16 protein-coding genes are annotated in these 18,593 nt (G+C 58.2%); 6 read left to right on the forward strand and 10 right to left on the reverse strand.

Features of this window, described 5'->3' with window-relative positions:
• Positions 1–26: 26 nt before the first annotated feature.
• The 4 genes from RHM68_RS19540 (at position 27) to RHM68_RS19555 (ending at position 6,525) form a co-directional block, all read left to right on the forward strand.
• Positions 27–1,091, forward strand: a complete 1,065-nt coding sequence (locus RHM68_RS19540; RefSeq protein WP_322218023.1) for an imelysin family protein — start codon at positions 27–29, stop codon at positions 1,089–1,091.
• A 14-nt stretch (positions 1,092–1,105) separates the two neighbouring features.
• Positions 1,106–2,203, forward strand: a complete 1,098-nt coding sequence (locus RHM68_RS19545; protein WP_322223868.1) for a DUF1513 domain-containing protein — start codon at positions 1,106–1,108, stop codon at positions 2,201–2,203.
• A gap of 124 nt (positions 2,204–2,327) precedes the next feature.
• A complete protein-coding gene (locus tag RHM68_RS19550; RefSeq protein ID WP_322218026.1) occupies positions 2,328–3,476 on the forward strand; it encodes an efflux RND transporter periplasmic adaptor subunit in 1,149 nt (382 codons plus the stop codon).
• Positions 3,477–3,489: 13 nt separating this feature from the next.
• Positions 3,490–6,525, forward strand: a complete 3,036-nt coding sequence (locus RHM68_RS19555; protein ID WP_322218029.1) for a multidrug efflux RND transporter permease subunit — start codon at positions 3,490–3,492, stop codon at positions 6,523–6,525.
• Positions 6,526–6,635: 110 nt separating this feature from the next.
• Here RHM68_RS19555 and RHM68_RS19560 read toward each other — a convergent pair whose 3' ends face one another.
• The 5 genes from RHM68_RS19560 to colR form a co-directional block, all read right to left on the reverse strand.
• Positions 6,636–6,863 (reverse strand): hypothetical protein, encoded by a 228-nt coding sequence (locus RHM68_RS19560; protein ID WP_322218032.1) that lies wholly within the window; start codon positions 6,861–6,863, stop codon positions 6,636–6,638.
• A gap of 2 nt (positions 6,864–6,865) precedes the next feature.
• Positions 6,866–7,579 (reverse strand): lipopolysaccharide kinase InaA family protein, encoded by a 714-nt coding sequence (locus RHM68_RS19565; RefSeq protein ID WP_322218035.1) that lies wholly within the window; start codon positions 7,577–7,579, stop codon positions 6,866–6,868.
• A 3-nt stretch (positions 7,580–7,582) separates the two neighbouring features.
• Complete coding sequence (locus RHM68_RS19570) at positions 7,583–8,251, reverse strand: class I SAM-dependent methyltransferase (RefSeq protein WP_322218037.1); 669 nt, start codon at positions 8,249–8,251, stop codon at positions 7,583–7,585.
• A gap of 225 nt (positions 8,252–8,476) precedes the next feature.
• Positions 8,477–9,757: a HAMP domain-containing sensor histidine kinase gene (locus RHM68_RS19575; protein WP_322218040.1), complete on the reverse strand. Its 1,281-nt coding sequence runs from the start codon at positions 9,755–9,757 to the stop codon at positions 8,477–8,479.
• Entirely contained in the window at positions 9,747–10,430 is a 684-nt protein-coding gene (gene colR / locus RHM68_RS19580) for a two-component system response regulator ColR (protein ID WP_322218043.1), read from the reverse strand. The genes RHM68_RS19575 and colR overlap by 11 nt, the downstream gene beginning before the upstream one ends.
• A 199-nt stretch (positions 10,431–10,629) precedes the next feature.
• On the opposite strand from colR, the gene RHM68_RS19585 reads away from it, so the two are divergent.
• On the forward strand, positions 10,630–12,549 hold the full coding sequence (locus RHM68_RS19585) for an LTA synthase family protein (protein WP_322218046.1): 1,920 nt from the start codon (positions 10,630–10,632) through the stop codon (positions 12,547–12,549).
• Positions 12,550–12,764: 215 nt separating this feature from the next.
• Here the strand turns inward: RHM68_RS19585 and groL are convergent, their stop codons facing one another.
• The 4 genes from groL to RHM68_RS19605 all read right to left on the reverse strand — a co-directional run bounded on the left by groL (position 12,765) and on the right by RHM68_RS19605 (position 16,277).
• A complete protein-coding gene (gene groL / locus RHM68_RS19590; RefSeq protein ID WP_322218049.1) occupies positions 12,765–14,408 on the reverse strand; it encodes a chaperonin GroEL in 1,644 nt (547 codons plus the stop codon).
• A gap of 50 nt (positions 14,409–14,458) precedes the next feature.
• The gene (locus RHM68_RS19595) at positions 14,459–14,755 is read right to left on the reverse strand and encodes a co-chaperone GroES (protein WP_003208599.1); all 297 of its coding nucleotides are present in this window, start codon (positions 14,753–14,755) and stop codon (positions 14,459–14,461) included.
• A gap of 247 nt (positions 14,756–15,002) precedes the next feature.
• Complete coding sequence (locus RHM68_RS19600) at positions 15,003–15,479, reverse strand: FxsA family protein (protein ID WP_322218052.1); 477 nt, start codon at positions 15,477–15,479, stop codon at positions 15,003–15,005.
• 66 nt (positions 15,480–15,545) lie between these two features.
• Positions 15,546–16,277, reverse strand: a complete 732-nt coding sequence (locus tag RHM68_RS19605) for a HugZ family protein (RefSeq protein WP_322218056.1) — start codon at positions 16,275–16,277, stop codon at positions 15,546–15,548.
• A gap of 165 nt (positions 16,278–16,442) precedes the next feature.
• Between RHM68_RS19605 and RHM68_RS19610 the strand changes: the two genes are divergently transcribed.
• Positions 16,443–17,201: an SDR family oxidoreductase gene (locus RHM68_RS19610; protein ID WP_322218059.1), complete on the forward strand. Its 759-nt coding sequence runs from the start codon at positions 16,443–16,445 to the stop codon at positions 17,199–17,201.
• A gap of 127 nt (positions 17,202–17,328) precedes the next feature.
• Here RHM68_RS19610 and apbC read toward each other — a convergent pair whose 3' ends face one another.
• Entirely contained in the window at positions 17,329–18,423 is a 1,095-nt protein-coding gene (gene apbC / locus RHM68_RS19615; RefSeq protein WP_322218062.1) for an iron-sulfur cluster carrier protein ApbC, read from the reverse strand.
• Between the last annotated feature and the right edge of the window lie 170 nt (positions 18,424–18,593).

Here is an 18,593-nt window from a genome sequence, read left to right on the forward strand (position 1 = left end):
ACCTTATAAAGAATCGGGAGCCCGACATGTTCCGTCCCAAATTGTTGTTCACCAGCCTTGCAGCACTCGCCTTGGGTGCCTGCTCGCCCCAAGATCCGCAGGCCGTCACGTCAGCCGCCATCGCTAAACAAGTGATCCTGCCGACCTACAGCCGCTGGGTTGAAGCTGACCGTCAACTGGCCGTCAGCGCCCTGGCCTTCTGCGAAGGCAAGGAAAATCTCGACACCGCCCGCGCTGATTTCCTGCATGCACAGAAAGCCTGGGCCGAACTGCAACCGCTGCTGATCGGCCCGCTGGCCGAAGGCAACCGTTCGTGGCAGGTGCAGTTCTGGCCGGACAAGAAAAACCTCGTCGGCCGTCAGGTCGAGCAACTGGTCACCGCGCAGCCGCAGATCGATGCGGCGGCCCTCGCCAAATCGAGTGTGGTGGTACAAGGCCTGTCAGCCTACGAGTACATCCTGTTTGACAGCAAAGTCGACATGGCCGACGCCACCCAGAAAGCCAAATACTGCCCGCTGCTGACCGCCATCGGCGAACGGCAGAAGCAACTGGCCGAAGAGATCCTGTCGCGCTGGAATACCAACGACGGCATGCTCGCGCAGATGAGCAAGTTCCCGAACCAGCGCTACGCAGACTCCCACGAAGCGATTGCTGATGTGCTGCGGGTACAAGTCACCGCCCTGGACACCCTGAAGAAAAAACTCGGCACCCCAATGGGCCGCCAAACCAAGGGCATTCCACAGCCGTTCCAGGCAGATGCCTGGCGCAGCCAATCGTCGCTGCAAGGGCTGGAAGCCAGCCTGGCCGCAGCGCAAACCGTATGGGCAGGGGTCGATAACCAAGGCCTGCGCGGTCTGTTGCCAAGCGCGCAGAAACCGTTGGCCGACAAGATTGACGCCGCCTACACCGCGTCCCTGAAACTGTTCGCCAGCAACCAACGCTCGCTGACCGACATGCTCGGCGACGATGTTGGTCGCCAGCAACTCAACGATCTCTACGACAGCCTCAACGTCGTCCATCGCCTGCACGAAGGTGAGCTGGCCAAGGCGCTGGGCATCCAACTGGGCTTCAATGCCAACGACGGTGACTGATGAGGGCACGTGCCATGCTGCGACGCCAGGCTGTGACGTTAGGTAGTTTGCTGCTGGGCGCAGTGACGCTGGGCGGCTGGAGGCTGTTCAAGCAAAAGGACGAGCGCCCGTTACTGCTGTCGGCGCGCGACGATACCGAGGGCAAGCACTACGCGGTGGGTTATCGGCTGGACGGCAGCCGAGTGTTTGCCACCCAGGTCGGCCAACGCTGCCACGACATCATCAACCACCCGACGCTGCCAATCGCCCTGTTTGTCGCCCGCCGCCCCGGCACCGAGAGTTACCTGATCGACCTGCGCGACGGCACGCTCCTGCAAACGGTGACCTCGCAGCCGAACCGGCATTTTTACGGCCACGCGGTGATTCACCACAGCGGCGACTGGCTGTACGCCACCGAAAACGACACCACCGACCCAGGTCGCGGCCTGCTGGGTGTGTATAAGTTCGAAGGTGAGCGACTTATCCACAGCGGCGAAATCACGACCCACGGCGTTGGTCCACATCAGGTGTCGTGGATGCCCGACGGCGAAACCTTGGTGGTGGCCAATGGCGGGATTCGCACCGAGGCCGAAAGCCGGGTCGAAATGAACCTCAACGCCATGGAACCAAGCCTGGTGCTGATGCAACGGGACGGCACGCTGATAAGCAAGGAAACCCTCAGTCAACAGATGAACAGCGTGCGCCACCTTGGCATTGCCAGCGATGGCACCATCGTCGCCGGTCAGCAGTTCATGGGCGCTGCGCATGAATCCTCGGAGCTGTTGGCGATCAAGCGTCCGGGCCAGCCGTTTGTGGCGTTCCCGGTGCCCGAGCAGCAATTACAGGCCATGGGGCATTACACCGCCAGCGTCGCGGTACACAGCGAGTTGCGTCTGATCGCGTTGACCGCGCCTCGCGGCAACCGCTTTTTCATCTGGGACCTGGACACCGGCGAAGTGCGTCTGGATGCGCCACTTCCCGACTGCGCCGGGGTCGGCGCCGTGGCCGACGGGTTTGTCGTGACCTCGGGCCAGGGCCGATGCAGGTTTTACGATTGCCGCCAGACTGAGCTGGTCGCAAAACCACTGGAACTGCCCGCGGGGCTTTGGGACAACCACCTGCATTTGATCTGAGCCATGCCCTCCCTGCGCCGCAATGGCGCGGGAGGGCCTGTTAACACTGCCCGTTGGAATCCGCCTCTGACTCGGAGTAATGTTCCCGCCTGTCTCACCTGATTTTCTCCAAGGAAGTGGAAATATGCTGCGTCGCCGCATGCTGATCATGTTGGGTGTTGTCCTGCTAATCGTGCTGGCGCTTGCCGGTTACAAAGCTTTTTCGATTTACACGATGATTCAGGGGTTTGCCAAACCGAAACCACCGATCAGTGTGGCCGTGGCCAACGCTGTCGAGCAGCCGTGGCAAGCTCGTTTGCCGACCGTGGGCACACTCAAGGCGTTGCAAGGGGTGAACCTGAGCCTGGAAGTCGCTGGCACCGTCAAAGACGTGCTGTTCGAGTCCGGGCAGAAGATCAAGGCCGGGCAACCGCTGCTGCAACTGGACAGTGCCGTCGAAAGCGCCCTGCTCGAAACAGCCCAGGCCGACCTCGGTCTGGCCCAACTGGATTTCGGTCGTGGCAGTCAGTTGGTGGACAGCCGAGCCATTTCCAAAGGCGAGTACGACCGGCTCTCGGCGCAGTTGCAAAAGAATAAGGCGACGGTCAATCAACTCAAGGCGTCCCTGGCGAAGAAACGCATCATTGCGCCCTTTAGCGGCACCATCGGCATTCGTCAGGTGGATGTCGGCGACTACTTGGCCAGCGGCACGATGATTGCCACCCTGCAAGACCTCAGCAGTCTTTACGTCGACTTCTATGTCCCCGAGCAGTCGGTACCCAAGATCGCCTTGGGCCAAGTGGTTCAGGTCAGCGTCTCGGCGTACCCGACGCAGAGTTTCCCCGGCGCCATCAGCGCGATCAACCCGAAGGTCGAGAACAGCACCCGTAACGTGTTGGTGCGCGCGACGCTGTCCAACCCCGACGGCAAGCTCTTGCCCGGCATGTTCGCCAGCCTGCAAGTGCTGCTGCCGGACCCGCAGCAGCACGTCGTGGTGCCGGAAAGCGCGATCACCTACACCCTGTACGGCAACTCGTTGTATGTCGTGGCGCAGAAAAAAGCCGAGGACGGCACCCTTCAAAAAGATGACAAAGGCCAACCGATCCTGATCGCCGAGCGCCGCTTCATTGAAACCGGTGAACGCCGAGACGGACGGGTGATGATCACCAAAGGCGTGCAGAGCGGTGAGCGAGTGGTGACGGCCGGCCAGATCAAACTGGACAACGGCACCCACATTGCCATCAGCGACGACAAGACCCTGACCGATAAGAACAGCCAGCCACGCACTGACTGATCAAGGAATCCTCATGGCTTTTACCGACCCGTTCATCCGCCGCCCGGTGCTCGCCACCGTGGTCAGCCTGTTGATTGTGCTGCTGGGCTTTCAGGCCTGGAGCAAATTGCCGCTGCGCCAATACCCGCAAATGGAAAATGCCCTGATCACGGTGACCACCGCTTACCCCGGCGCAAACGCCGAAACGATCCAGGGCTATATCACCCAGCCGATGCAGCAGAGCCTGGCCAGCGCCGAGGGCATCGACTACATGACCTCGGTGAGTCGCCAGAGCTTCTCGGTGATCTCGATCTACGCACGCATCGGCTCCAACAGCGACCGCTTGTTCACCGAACTGCTGGCCAAGGCCAACGAGGTGAAAAACAAGCTGCCGCAGAACGCCGAAGATCCGGTGCTGAGTAAGGAAGCGGCCGATGCTTCGGCGCTGATGTACATCAGTTTCTTCAGCAAGGAGCTGAGCAACCCGCAGATTACCGACTACCTGTCACGGGTCATCCAGCCCAAATTGGCCACGCTGCCCGGCATGGCCGAAGCCGAGATCCTCGGCAATCAGGTGTTTGCCATGCGCTTGTGGCTGGACCCAGTAAAACTCGCCGGGTTCGGTTTAAGCGCCAGCGACGTCACCAACGCCGTGCGCCAGTACAACTTCCTCTCCGCCGCTGGCGAAGTGAAAGGCGAGTACGTGGTCACCAGCATCAACGCCAACACCGAACTCAAATCTGCCGAGGCCTTTGCGGCGATTCCGCTCAAGGTCGATGGCGACAGTCGGGTGCTGCTCAGTGATGTCGCACGGGTGGAAATGGGCGCGGAGAACTACAACTCCATCAGCTCGTTCGGCGGCACGCCGTCGGTGTACATCGGCATCAAGGCCACGCCCGGCGCCAACCCGCTGGACGTGATCAAGGAAGTGCGCAAGATCATGCCGGAGCTGGAAGCCCAGCTGCCGCCCAACCTCAAGAGTGAAATTGCCTACGACGCCACGCTGTTCATTCAGGCGTCCATCAACGAAGTGATCAAAACCCTGTTCGAAGCTGTATTGATCGTGATCGTGGTGGTGTTCCTGTTCCTCGGGGCCTTGCGTTCGGTGGTAATTCCGGTGGTGACCATTCCACTGTCGATGATCGGCGTGATGTTCTTCATGCAGATGATGGGCTACTCGATCAACCTGTTGACCCTGCTGGCCATGGTGCTCGCCATCGGGCTGGTGGTGGACGACGCCATCGTGGTGGTGGAAAACATTCACCGACACATCGAAGAAGGTAAGACACCCCTGGATGCCGCCCTCGAAGGCGCCCGGGAGATTGCAATGCCCGTGGTCTCAATGACGATCACACTGGCGGCGGTGTACGCACCGATCGGCTTCCTGACCGGGCTGACCGGGGCGCTATTCAAGGAGTTTGCCCTGACGCTCGCCGGAGCAGTGGTGATCTCCGGCGTCGTCGCTCTGACGCTGTCGCCCATGATGTGCGCCATGCTGCTGCGCCATGACGAAAACCCCAGTGGCCTGGCCCATCGCCTGGACCGGACGTTCGAAGGCCTCAAGCGGCGCTATCAAAGCATGCTGCACGGCACGTTGAATACTAGGCCAGTGGTGCTGGTGTTCGCGGTCATTGTGTTGTGCCTGATCCCGGTGTTGCTCAAGTTCACCAAGTCAGAGCTGGCCCCGGATGAGGATCAGGGCATCATTTTCATGATGGCCAACGCACCACAACCCACCAACCTGAATTACCTGAACACCTACACCGACGAGTTCATCAAGATCTTCAAAGAGTTTCCCGAGTACTACTCCTCGTTCCAGATCAATGGCTACAACGGTGTGCAATCAGGGATCGGGGGCTTCCTGCTTAAGCCGTGGAACGAACGTCATCGCACTCAGATGCAGATCCTGCCGGAAGTCCAGGGCAAGCTAGCGAACATTACCGGCCTGCAAATTTTCGGCTTCAACCTGCCCTCCCTGCCTGGCACCGGTGAGGGCTTGCCGTTCGGGTTCATCATCAACACCGCCAACGACTACGAGGCGCTGTTACAAGTGGCGGACCGGGTAAAAAAACGGGCCATGGCGTCAGGCAAATTCGCGTTCCTCGACATTGACCTGGCGTTCGACAAACCCGAGGTGGTGGTCGATATCGACCGCGCCAAGGCAGCGCAGATGGGTGTTTCAATGCAGGACATGGGGGGGACTCTGGCGACGTTGCTGAGCGAGGCGCAGATCAACCGCTTTACCATTGAGGGCCGCAGCTACAAGGTGATTGCCCAGGTCGAGCGAGCCTACCGTGACAACCCGCAATGGCTGAACAATTACTACGTGAAGAACACTCAGGGGCAACTGCTGCCCTTGTCGACTCTGATCACAGTGAGCGACCGCGCCAGACCGCGACAATTGAACCAGTTTCAGCAACTCAACGCGGCGAAGGTCTCGGGGTTCCCGCTGGTGAGCATGGGGGAAGCCATCGACACCGTGCGCCAAATCGCTCAGGAAGAGGCACCACCGGGCTACGCTTTCGACTATGCCGGCGCTTCGCGGCAATTCGTCCAGGAAGGTAGCGCGTTATGGGTAACGTTCGCCTTGGCGCTGGCGATCATTTTCCTGGTGCTGGCAGCACAATTTGAAAGCTTCCGCGATCCGCTGGTGATCCTGGTGACGGTGCCGTTGTCGATCTGCGGCGCGTTGATTCCGCTGTTTCTGGGCTGGTCGAGCATGAACATCTACACACAGGTGGGACTGGTGACCCTGATCGGACTGATCAGCAAACACGGGATCCTGATCGTCGAGTTCGCTAACCAGTTGCGCAAGGACAAGGGCCTGACACCGAGGGAAGCGGTGGAGGAAGCGGCGGCGATTCGCCTGCGACCAGTGCTTATGACCACCGCCGCCATGGTCTTTGGCATGGTGCCACTGATTCTGGCCACCGGTGCCGGAGCCGTCAGCCGATACGACATCGGCATGGTGATCGCCACGGGCATGTCGATCGGCACATTATTTACGTTGTTTGTGCTGCCGTGCGTCTACACCTTGCTGGCCAAAACTGACGTTAAAAAACACCCATGACCGAGCGAGAGCGAGCAGCCTTGCTCTCGGCTTGGGTGGGGTGTCACCCACAAAATCAAGCCAATAAAAAGCCCCGCATTGCGAGGCCTTTTAGGTTGGCTTCAATCTGATCAACTCTGCGGCCTCATCCTTTGAGACAGTCCGAACATCAGCAGCAATAAATCATGGTCGGGTTTTGAATCCGCAGAGGCCTTGGCCACCCGTGGCAATGCGCAGTGAGCGTCACCGTTAACTGCGCTTATCACTTGCATGTGTGGCTGCTCCCAAGCAGCCACTGCCAGCGAAGTAATTACCAAGGCACCCACCAAAAACAAACCTCGTGCAATTTCGAGTTTCATCGCTACAAACCTTTGATAGCACTGCCAAACGCCGTCTCGTAAAAGTAGACCAGATTGCTCCAGTCGGTATCGCTGAACGACGAGTGGCGGCGCAATTGCTTAAGGTCATGAGCCGCCGCACGCTGGGCAGTCAGGCGCTGCCGGCATTTCTCCAGGTCAAGCAGGGCGACCTCAACCTCGGCGGCTTCTCCCTCGCCGGTAACTCTCACGAATACGTGCTTGATATAGAGGCAACTGTGCTGCCAGCGGCCCTTGTGCATCCGCGCCAAATTCTCGGCCAGGTCCTTGAGGACACGCTCGTGTACGGCCTCACCATGACGCTCGCGTCCGCCACCGGCGTACCAGTGTTGAATTTCCTCGAAGCCATCCAGCGACTGGGTGACCAGCAGGGCCTGCCAATGATGCTGCGGGTCGCGCTGGGCACCACAGAAAACGATTTGCGGAACCCGCACGCCCAACTCACTCAGGCCAATCAGCGCATCACGCTCGCGCAATACGGTAGGTCGACCGAACGGGTGCAGCAAACTGCGATAGATATGCCCAGTCTGGCGCTTGGCATAGAGCAGTTGCCCATTTTTACCCGGAATGCGCTGCACGCCACTTTCACCACCGCGGCGGACGTTGGGCTCTTCTACCCATTCACCGCGCTGACGCCAGAAATAGTCGAAGCGGCTCTGGGGAGCACCCTCCGTTTCTGCTACACATTGAACTGCCATCTTTTACCTCTTGCGTAATACGTAAACCCGCCACATGGCATAGAGCGGTATGAAGTCCAGTTGTTCCTGAATGCGGAAACCCGCCTGCTCGAATTCCTTCTCAACCGTCGCCGCCGGCAGTACAAACCGGTTTTGATAACCTTCTTGCCCGCGCCTTTGCTCAGAACGCTTGCGCTTCCAGGCTTTGAAATTGCCATCGACCCATAACGAAATAATCACGCTGTCACGGGTAACCCGCTCAAACTCGCGCAAAATAGCCAGTCGGTGCTGGGCATCACCGATATGGTGGAGCAAACGCATGCAGAAAATGCTGTCGACAGCGTTATCGGGCAACGCGATATCGAACGCAGAAGTGTGTAAAGGTTGCACCCGTCTAACCACATCAGCCGGTTGCGCCTGGGTGGCAATCTTTACCATTGACGGTGAGTTGTCGGCACCGATGATGACGCGGTTGTTTTTTTCAGCCAACAACGGCCAGAAGCGTCCCGCACCACACGGCAAATCGAGCACCAGCCCTGGCTCGCCGGCCAGGACGAGCGCCTTACGTGCCAATTGCTCGTCACGCCAGTGGGACAGTCGGCGACCGAGGCCGTCCTGATGTTTGCGCAGGTATTTCTGCGCGTGTTGCTCGTCGTATTTTTCGGAAAAATCTAATTTGATCGGACCAGCCATCACTAAGCACTCCTGAACTACTGATGACGTCCACCTTAGGCAGCGTCTTGTAAGTGTCAGGTCACGCCTTTGTGAAAACTTTGTGCGGTAAATACGCAAACTATTTCAGGGTTTTACAGGAGATCCGGCATAGCTCGGGGCCAGCACCCAAAAAATGGGGTGCTGTATCAGGATCACGTAAGTGCTGGAGGGGTTGCGAGGAATGATCATGTTTTCGGTCTTGCGTCAGGTCTCGAGTTGACCCAATTGCACCTCAAACCGACAGCCATTGGGCTCCATGGTCGTCAAACTGACTGTCCAGCCCTGGTTTTCACAGATCCGTTGCACCAGCGAGAGTCCCAACCCGAGCCCCTCGCCGCGCTTCTCGGAACCGCGCACGAAAGGCTCGAACATGGCCTCGCGTTTCTCCTCTGGAATGCCGACACCGCTGTCCTCGACCACGAACCCGTTGGCATTCAGGGTCAAACGAATGAACCCATGCTCGGTGTAGTGCAGCGCATTGCGCAACAGGTTACCCATGACGGCATGCAGAAGAGTCGCGTTGTAACCAATAGCCAACGGATGACCTGGATCAAAGTTCAGCACCAGCCCCTTGGTTTCGATGGGCTCGCGCCACAAGCTGAGGAGTCCTTCAGCCACCTGGCTCAGGGTCTGTTGCGGCGACATGCTGGCGTCTTCACGCTGGGCACGGGCCAGCATCAGGAAGGTTTGCACCAGTTCGCGCATCTCTTCACACGCGCGGGCGATGCGCTCCACCTGAGCGCGACCGCGCGGGTCTATGCCGGAATTTTCCAGCAGTAGCTCACAGGAACTGGCCAGCACCATCAGCGGCGTGCGCAATTCGTGGCTGACGTCACTGGTGAACAAGCGTTCACGGGTGAGCGCCTGCCGCAAGCGCCCAAGGGTGGCGTCGAAGGCAACCGCCAATTCCCCCACCTCATCAGCGGCGTAGTCCGGTGCCAACGGTGGCGCCAACCCTAACAACTGATCACGATGACGCACCTGACGGGCCAGACGGACCACCGGCGCCATGACTTTGCGCGCCAGCACCCAACCCAGAAATACCGCCAGCGCCAGGCTCAGCACAAAACCCACCAGCACCACAGCGAAGAGCACCCGCTCGCGCTCTTCAAAATCGCTCTGGTCCTGCAACAGGACGTAGTGTCGACCGTCGACGATTTCGACCATGGCGTGATACGACAGATGTTCGCGAAAGACTTCGTGAAAACCAGCGTCCAGGTGGCGTAAATCCTTGGGTAACTCAAAGTCCCCCGGCCCGTTGCTGAAATAAAACAGCTGATCCGGTTCGGGGCGATGGCTCCAGTCCGAGAAGCTGTCCATCAGCAGTAGACGTTGCAAATCGCCGCCCAGGCCCGACGAAATCAGTTTTTCTTCCACCAGGTGTACGGTGGCCACGATGCCTACGGCAAAGGCACCTGCCACCAAAGCACTCATTAGCGCAAAGGCGATGATGATCCGTTGAGCAAGGCTCTGCTTAAACTCCATCTCGGCCCTCGGCCAAGCGATAACCGACACCGTGTACGGTTTGCAGCAGTGGCTTGGCAAAGGGCTTGTCGATCACCTGGCGCAGTTGGTGAACGTGGCTGCGCAGGCTGTCGCTGTCCGGGCAGTCGTCGCCCCACAGCGCCTCTTCAAGAATTTCGCGACGCAGTACATGCGGGCTCTTCTGCATCAGCACGGCCAGCAACTTGAGGCCTACTGGGTTGAGTTTTAGCAGACGGCCCTCACGCACCACTTCCAGGGTATCGAGGTCGTAGCTCAGGTCGCCGACCTGCAACGAACGCCGGCCACCGCCTTGGGTACGACGCATCACGGCCTCGATGCGCGCCGCCAGTTCGGACAGGGCGAAGGGCTTGATCAGGTAATCATCGGCACCAGACTTGAAACCTTGCAGCCGGTCATCCAGTTGATCCCGGGCGGTGAGCATGATCACCGGCGTATCGCGTCTGGCGTCTTCGCGCAGGCGTTTGCACAAGGTATAGCCATCGATACCGGGCAGCATGATATCGAGCACTATCAAGTCGTAATGCTCGGTGGCCGCCAAATGCAGTCCCGACAAACCGTCCTGCGCGCAATCCACGGTGTAACCCTTGAGCCCAAGATAATCGGCCAGGTTGGCCAGAATATCGCGGTTATCTTCAACCAATAGAATTCGCATGGGCATTTCCTCCGTACACAGTAACGGCTGTCTTGGCCGCGCAGCTTAAGGCCAAGAAGGGCTCAGGGCTAGGGCCGGGAATCGGATTAATCGACTCACTCAACCAACAGCGCGAGTTAACAAGTTTTTCACTATCGATTCACAACACGATTACAGTGCAAGGCTTAGCGTCCCGCGCCTGATTAAAGGAATGTAGCCAATGCAGTTTTTCAAGACGGCGCCTATGCGCTATTTGTCACTTATTACCGGCGTCTGGCTGGTGATTTTCTTTCTGACTCGAAGCACTCTACTGCTTACTCATTTGAATGAGGCCGGCAGCGGCTTGCTGTCAGTGTTTGGCATTGGCGTGCTTTACGACCTCGGTTTCATTACCTATGCGGCGCTGCCGCTGGGGCTCTACTTGCTGCTTTGTCCCGCATTTTTATGGCGCCGCCGGGGCCATCGCTGGTTTCTCCAGGGACTACTGACGGTCAGCCTGTTTGCCATGCTGTTCACCGCCGTGGCCGAATGGCTGTTTTGGGATGAGTTTGGTGTGCGCTTCAACTTCATTGCGGTGGACTACCTGGTGTACTCCGATGAAGTATTGAACAACCTGCTGGAGTCGTACCCGATTGGCACACTGTTAGGCAGCCTCGCCGTGCTGGCAGTGGCACTCAGTTTTGCGCTGCGCAAACCGTTTAATGCCGCGTTGGCCGCCCCGTTACCGCCGCTGCGCGGACGCGTGTTCAATGCGCTGGGTCTGTTGCTGGTGGCGGGCCTGAGCATGCAACTGCTCAGCCAGGACGCGCCACGCGCCCAAGGCGGAAATGCCTATCAAAATGAACTGGCAAGCAACGGCCCTTATCAGTTCTTCGCGGCGTTCAGAAACAACGAACTGGATTACTCGCAGTTCTATAAAAGCCTGCCACCCGCCGTTGTAGCTCAACAGATTCGTGCCGAACTGAACGAGCCCAATGCTCGATTCGTAGGTCAGGACCCGCTGGATATCCGTCGCGATATCGATAATCCGGGCACTGCGCGCACCCCCAACATCGTGCTGGTCACCATTGAAAGTTTCAGTGCCAAGTACATGGGCAGCAACGGCGACGAGCGCAACCTGACACCCAACCTCGATACCCTGCGCAAGCAGAGTCTGTACTTCAATAATTTCTACGCCACCGGCACCCGCACTGATCGCGGCCTGGAAGCCATCACACTGGCAATCCCACCGACACCGGGGCGTTCGATCGTCAAGCGCGTGGGCCGTGAAAGCGGTTTCGCCAGCCTCGGTCAACAGCTCAATGCGGTGGGTTACGACAGCGTATTCGTCTATGGCGGGCGCGGTTACTTTGACAACATGAATGCCTTCTTCAGTGGCAACGGTTACCGAGTGGTTGACCAGAGCAGCGTCGATGAATCAGAAATTCACTTCAAGAACGCGTGGGGCATGGCTGACGAAGACCTGTATAACCAGACGCTAAAACTGGCCGACGCCGACTACGCCAAGCAACAACCGTTCTTGCTGCAACTGATGACCACTTCCAACCATCGTCCTTATACCTACCCGGACAACCGCATCGACATCAAGTCCGGAAAAGGCCGCGACGGTGCAGTGAAATATACCGACTACGCCATTGGTCAATTCCTCGACAAGGCACGTCAAAAACCGTGGTTCGACAATACGATTTTTGTTTTTGTCGCCGACCACACCGCAGGCAGCGCCGGCAAGGAAGACTTGCCGATCAGCAACTATCAAATTCCATTGTTTATCTACGCACCGAAACTGATTGATGCTCGAGAGACAGCACAACTGGCCAGTCAGATTGATCTGGCACCCACCTTACTGGGCCTGCTGAACATGGACTATCAATCGACCTTCTTCGGGCGCAACCTGTTGCAGGACAATCCGCTGCCACCACGCGTCGTGGTCGGCAACTATCAGCACCTGGGGCTGTTCGACGGCAAAGACCTGGCGATTCTGAGCCCGCGCCAAGGGTTGCGTCGTCACGACGATGCGCTGACCGAAAGTCGCGAATCGAAGGCTGACGCCAGCGACTCGCTGATCACGCGCGCCATCACCTACTACCAAGCTGCCAGCTATGGTTTCAAACAACAGTTACTTGGCTGGAAGGCGCCCTAACAGGACGGTAATCAGGTCCATCGGCCTTCAACGAAAAGCCCCGGGACGAGGTCTCGGGGCTTTTTCTTGCACTTCTGCCAACGGAGTCGGCCTGACACAACCGCTCTCTCGCCCCAAGCATGTCAGCCCCCTGAACAGCTACCGCTTTCATCCAGGCATTAAAAAACCCCGCAGGCTTAGCGCCGACGGGGTTTTTTGGTACGGGTAAGGCTGGGTTACATCATGCCGCCCATGCCACCCATACCGCCCATGTCTGGCATACCGCCGCCAGCCGAGCCTTCATCTTTGATCTCAGCGATCATGGCTTCGGTGGTGATCATCAGGCTGGCGATAGAAGCCGCTGCCTGAAGCGCCGAACGCGTCACTTTAGCCGGGTCAAGGATGCCCATTTCGATCATGTCGCCGTATTCGCCGGTAGCCGCGTTGTAACCGTAGTTACCCGAACCCTGCTTGACCTTGTCAACCACTACGCTTGGCTCGTCACCGGAGTTGGCAACGATCTGACGCAACGGCGCTTCAACAGCGCGACGCAGCAACTGGATACCAACGTCCTGATCAGCGTTGTCGCCTTTCAGTTCGCTGATGGCTTGCAGGGCACGAACCAGTGCCACGCCGCCGCCAGGTACAACGCCTTCTTCAACGGCTGCACGGGTAGCGTGCAGAGCGTCTTCAACGCGGGCTTTTTTCTCTTTCATTTCAACTTCGGAGCCAGCGCCAACCTTGATCACTGCGACGCCGCCGGACAGCTTGGCCAGGCGCTCTTGCAGTTTTTCACGGTCGTAGTCGGACGACGTGTCAGCCACTTGCGAACGGATCTGAGTCACGCGAGCCTGGATGTCAGCTTCAACGCCGGCACCGTCGATCACGGTGGTGTTTTCTTTGGACAGGATCACGCGCTTGGCATTACCCAGGTGTTCAAGGGTAGCGGTTTCCAGGCTCAGACCGATCTCTTCGGAGATCACAGTACCGCCAGTCAGAACAGCGATGTCCTGCAGCATGGCCTTGCGGCGATCACCGAAACCCGGAGCCTTGACGGCTGCGACTTTAACGATGCCACGCATGTTGTTCACAACCAGCGTCGCGAGGGCTTCGCCTTCAACGTCTTCAGCCACGATCAGCAGTGGACGGCCGGCTTTCGCAACGGCTTCCAGGACTGGCAACATTTCGCGGATGTTGGAGATTTTTTTGTCGACCAGCAGGATCAGCGGACCGTCGAGCTCAGCGGTCATGGTTTCCGGCTTGTTGACGAAGTACGGGGACAGGTAACCACGGTCGAACTGCATGCCTTCAACAACCGACAGTTCGTTTTCCAGGCCCGAGCCTTCTTCAACGGTGATCACGCCTTCTTTACCGACTTTTTCCATGGCTTCGGCAATGATGTCGCCGATGGAGCTGTCGGAGTTGGCCGAGATGGTGCCGACCTGAGCGATAGCCTTGGTATCAGCGCAAGGCTTGGACAGGGCTTTCAGCTCTTTAACAATAGCGATGGTCGCTTTGTCGATGCCGCGTTTCAGGTCCATCGGGTTCATGCCGGCAGCGACGGCTTTCAGGCCTTCGTTGACGATCGACTGAGCCAGAACGGTAGCGGTGGTGGTGCCGTCGCCTGCGTCATCGTTGGCACGGGAGGCAACGTCTTTAACCAGTTGCGCGCCCATGTTTTCGAAGCGATCTTTCAGCTCGATTTCTTTGGCAACGGAAACGCCATCCTTGGTGATGGTCGGAGCGCCGAAGCTCTTCTCGATGATCACGTTACGGCCTTTAGGGCCCAGGGTCGCTTTTACTGCGTCAGCCAGGACGTTGACACCGGCGAGCATTTTTTTACGGGCGGAATCGCCGAATTTAACTTCTTTAGCAGCCATGATCGATATTCCTTAAATACTTTGTAGTAGCGGGAAGATGAACGAGGAAATCAGCCTTCCAGAACAGCGAGAATCTCGTTCTCAGCCATTACCAGCAGGTCTTCTCCGTCGATTTTCACAGTGTTGCTGCCGGAGTAAGGGCCGAAAACAACCTTGTCACCCACTTTCACAGCCAGCGCACGTACTTCACCGTTTTCCAGGGTTTTGCCTGGGCCAGCAGCCAGAATCACACCGTGGTTGGCTTTTTCAGCAGCCGAACCTGGCAGAACGATCCCGCCAGCGGTTTTCTTTTCTTCTTCACTGCGACGGATGACGACGCGGTCATGCAGAGGACGAAGCTTGCTCATTGTCGATCTCTCCTAATTGTGATTTTCATCGGCCGGTATATTTCCGGCGGGTTTAACAAATCCGGCGGTGCCGGGTGCGGCCCGTCAAGCGAACCGCGGAAGTCTGTCTGGCGCAATTGCCAGAAACCTTTCGGTGACCGTTACATAAGGGCGCATAAGCTTATTACAAGGGCGAGGTCGCAAATTTTTTCAGGTTGTTGCCCGCAAATGAACACGGCACCCGAAGGTGCCGTGCAGGCGAAAGACTTTACTTGGGATCGCGGTGTTCGAACTCGCCTTCAATCACGTTCGGCTCGCGGCCCAGCGGTTGACGCGGCGCTGGACCACCGTTCGGCTGCAGGTCATCAGCGAACGCACGCTGACGAATTGCCTGCTCTTCGGCGCGCCGACGCATTTTGTTGGCTAATAGACGGCGAGAGATCGGCAGCAACATGATCAGTCCGAGGACGTCGGTGACGAAGCCCGGCAGAATTAACAGACCACCGGCCAAAGCCAGCATCAGGCCCTCCAGCATGGTCTGGGCCGGTAACTCACCGCGATTCAGGCTTTCACGCGCACGCAGCGCAGTGGCCAGACCGGCGATACGCAGCACGAACACGCCGAGCATCGAGCCGAGAATAATCAGCAGCAGCGCCGGAAAAAAACCGATAGCCCCGCTGATCTTGACGAATACGAACAGCTCCAACACCGGAAACAGTACAAAGAGCAATAAAAAAGGGCGCATCAAATGGTTCCTCAACGCAAGAATGCCTTGCCAGTAAGCCTTAGATGACGTCGCCCTTTCGTGAATTCAAGCGTCAGTCACTTCATTTTTCGGCCAATGCTCGGCGTGAGCCAGGAAAACCAAGGCTTCCCGGACTTGTGTCGCCGTATTACAAGGCGCTTGAAACGGGAGCCGATGCAGCCCTTGGCCTATTCGCAGGTGCATACCCTCCGTGTCGATACCGGCCAGTTGTGCCGGGACGGTCTTGGGCAAACCCGCCAGCTCGACGTAGTGAGCGATGGCTTTGGCATGATCAGCGTTCATGTGTTCGACCATGCTCACCTCGCCCCTGCCGGCGAACGGGTTCGCCAAGGTCAATTGATCAATCCAGTGAATCGCGCCGAAACCACCGATGTAGCGGTGGCGTACCGGTTTGAGCACCCAGAAATCAAAATCGTGAGCCTTGTGGTAACTCTGTGATTCCGGGAAATACCGGTAGTAACGCTCGGCGGCCGCTTCGACGGCAGCCTCATCCTCAAGCTTTTCTGCTTCGGCGAGGTAAGTCAGGCGACCGACAGCTTGAGCGTCTTCAGCGCCGCGCTCGCCCACGAACAGTGAACATTTCGAGTCTTTTTGCAGGTTATGCGTGTGCTGGGCAATGCGGCTGATCAGGATCAGCGGCCGGCCCTGCTCGTCCAGGCAGTAAGGAACCACCGAACCAAAGGGGAAACCGGGCATTGCCTTGGAGTGGGTCGAAAGCACTCCGCGGTATTCCTTGAGAAGCAATTCTCGGGCATTCTTGGCCGCTTCAACGCTCAACTTATGACTCCTTATATAGAATCCGTCTAAAAAACGGACAGACGGCCGGGGATAAGTTCCAGCACGTCATCGGGGGCAATTCTCATGTGCAGCCAAGCCACATCAGGCGCAAATCGAGAGCCTCTTTAAAAAGAAGACCACTGCGACCTACTACGGGGCATGCGAATGCAACTCACTGACAAAGTAATCATTATCACTGGCGGTTGCCAGGGTTTAGGCCGATCGATGGCGGAGTATTTCGCGGGCAAAGGCGCGAAGCTGGCACTGGTCGACTTGAACCAGGAAAAGCTCAACGACACCGTCGCCGCCTGCAAGGCCAAGGGCGTTGAGGCTCGTGCCTACCTGTGCAACGTTGCCAATGAAGAACAGGTCACCCACATGGTCGCCCAGGTGGCCGAAGATTTCGGCGCGATCCACGGCCTGATCAACAACGCCGGCATCCTGCGTGACGGTTTGCTGTTGAAGGTCAAGGATGGCGAGATGACCAAGATGAGCCTTGCCCAATGGCAGGCGGTGATTGACGTCAACCTGACCGGGGTATTTCTGTGTACCCGTGAAGTCGCGGCGAAAATGGTCGAGCTGAAAAACGCCGGCGCGATCATCAACATCTCGTCAATCTCCCGAGCCGGCAACGTGGGCCAAACCAACTACTCCGCCGCCAAGGCCGGTGTAGCAGCCGCCACGGTGACCTGGGCCAAGGAACTGGCGCGCTATGGCATTCGGGTCGCGGGCATTGCCCCTGGCTTCATCGAAACCGAGATGACCCTGGGTATGAAGGCGGAAGCGCTAGAGAAGATGACGGCGGGTATTCCGCTCAAGCGCATGGGCAAGCCCGAAGAAATCGCCCATTCGGCGGCGTACATTTTCGAAAACGACTATTACACCGGTCGGATTCTGGAGATGGATGGCGGGTTGCGGATTTAAGGCCACGGTAAAAATGTAGGCGTGAGCCTGCTCGCGAAGGCGTTGGTTCAGTCAACTTATCTGTTGAATGACACGCCGCTTTCGCGAGCAGGCTCGTTTCCACAGGGGATCGCCTTGCTTTAGCGAATTAATCGTCGCTGATGGTGATGTTCGGCATCGGCGGCGTCACGGCTTCCTGCAACACAATTCGCGCGCCGACATGGCGGGCCAGTTCCTGGTACACCATCGCAATCTGGCTGTCAGGCTCGGCGATCACCGTTGGCTTGCCGCCATCGGCCTGCTCACGAATTAACATCGACAGCGGCAGCGAGGCCAGCAGTTCGACGCCGTATTGGTTGGCCAGTTTCACGCCACCGCCTTCGCCAAACAGATGCTCGGCATGCCCGCAGTTGGAGCAAATGTGTACGGCCATGTTTTCCACAACGCCCAACACCGGGATGTTGACCTTGCGGAACATCTCCACGCCCTTGCGTGCATCCAGAAGCGCCAGATCCTGCGGGGTGGTGACGATCACCGCACCGGCTACCGGTACTTTCTGCGCCAGTGTCAGTTGGATGTCACCGGTGCCTGGCGGCATGTCGATGACCAGGTAATCCAGGTCGCCCCATGCGGTTTGTGTCACCAGTTGCAACAATGCGCCGGAAACCATCGGGCCGCGCCAGACCATCGGCGTGTTGTCATCGGTCAGGAAAGCCATGGACATGACTTCGATACCATGGGATTCGATCGGAATGAACCACTTCTGGTCCTTGATCTTCGGCCGAGTGCCTTCAGGGATACCGAACATGATGCCTTGGCTCGGGCCATAGATATCGGCGTCGAGAATCCCGACTTTGGCGCCTTCGCGCGCCAGCGCCAACGCGAGGTTGGCAGCGGTGGTGGATTTGCCGACGCCGCCTTTGCCCGAGGCCACGGCCACGACGTTTTTCACGTTCGCCAGACCCGGAATCTGCGCTTGAGCCTTGTGCGCGGCAATGACGCTGGTGATCTGGACACGCGCAGTAACGACGCCGTCCAGACCTTCAATCGCCAGTTGCAGCAACTGCGCCCAGCCACTCTTGAACAGCCCGGCGGCATAACCCAACTCCATCTGGACGCTGACGCGATCGCCCTGGATGTCGATGTTGCGAACACACCCGGCGCTGACCGGGTCCTGGTTCAGGTAAGGGTCGGTGTATTGGCGAAGGACGGCTTCCACCGCTGCGCGATTGACGGCGCTCATGGGCAACTCCGATAGCAAGACTGGAAAATCAGGCAGGTATCCTACGCCGGACGCACATGTGTGGCGAGGGAGCTTGCTCGCGCAAGGCTGCGTAGCAGTCTATGCACCCGGAAACAGGCCCGAAGGGTGAAAAATATGCGCCAGCGCTTTATAGTGGCCGACCTCCGTTT

Origin of the sequence: Pseudomonas sp. DC1.2, assembly GCF_034351645.1 — a bacterium.
Lineage (GTDB): Bacteria > Pseudomonadota > Gammaproteobacteria > Pseudomonadales > Pseudomonadaceae > Aquipseudomonas.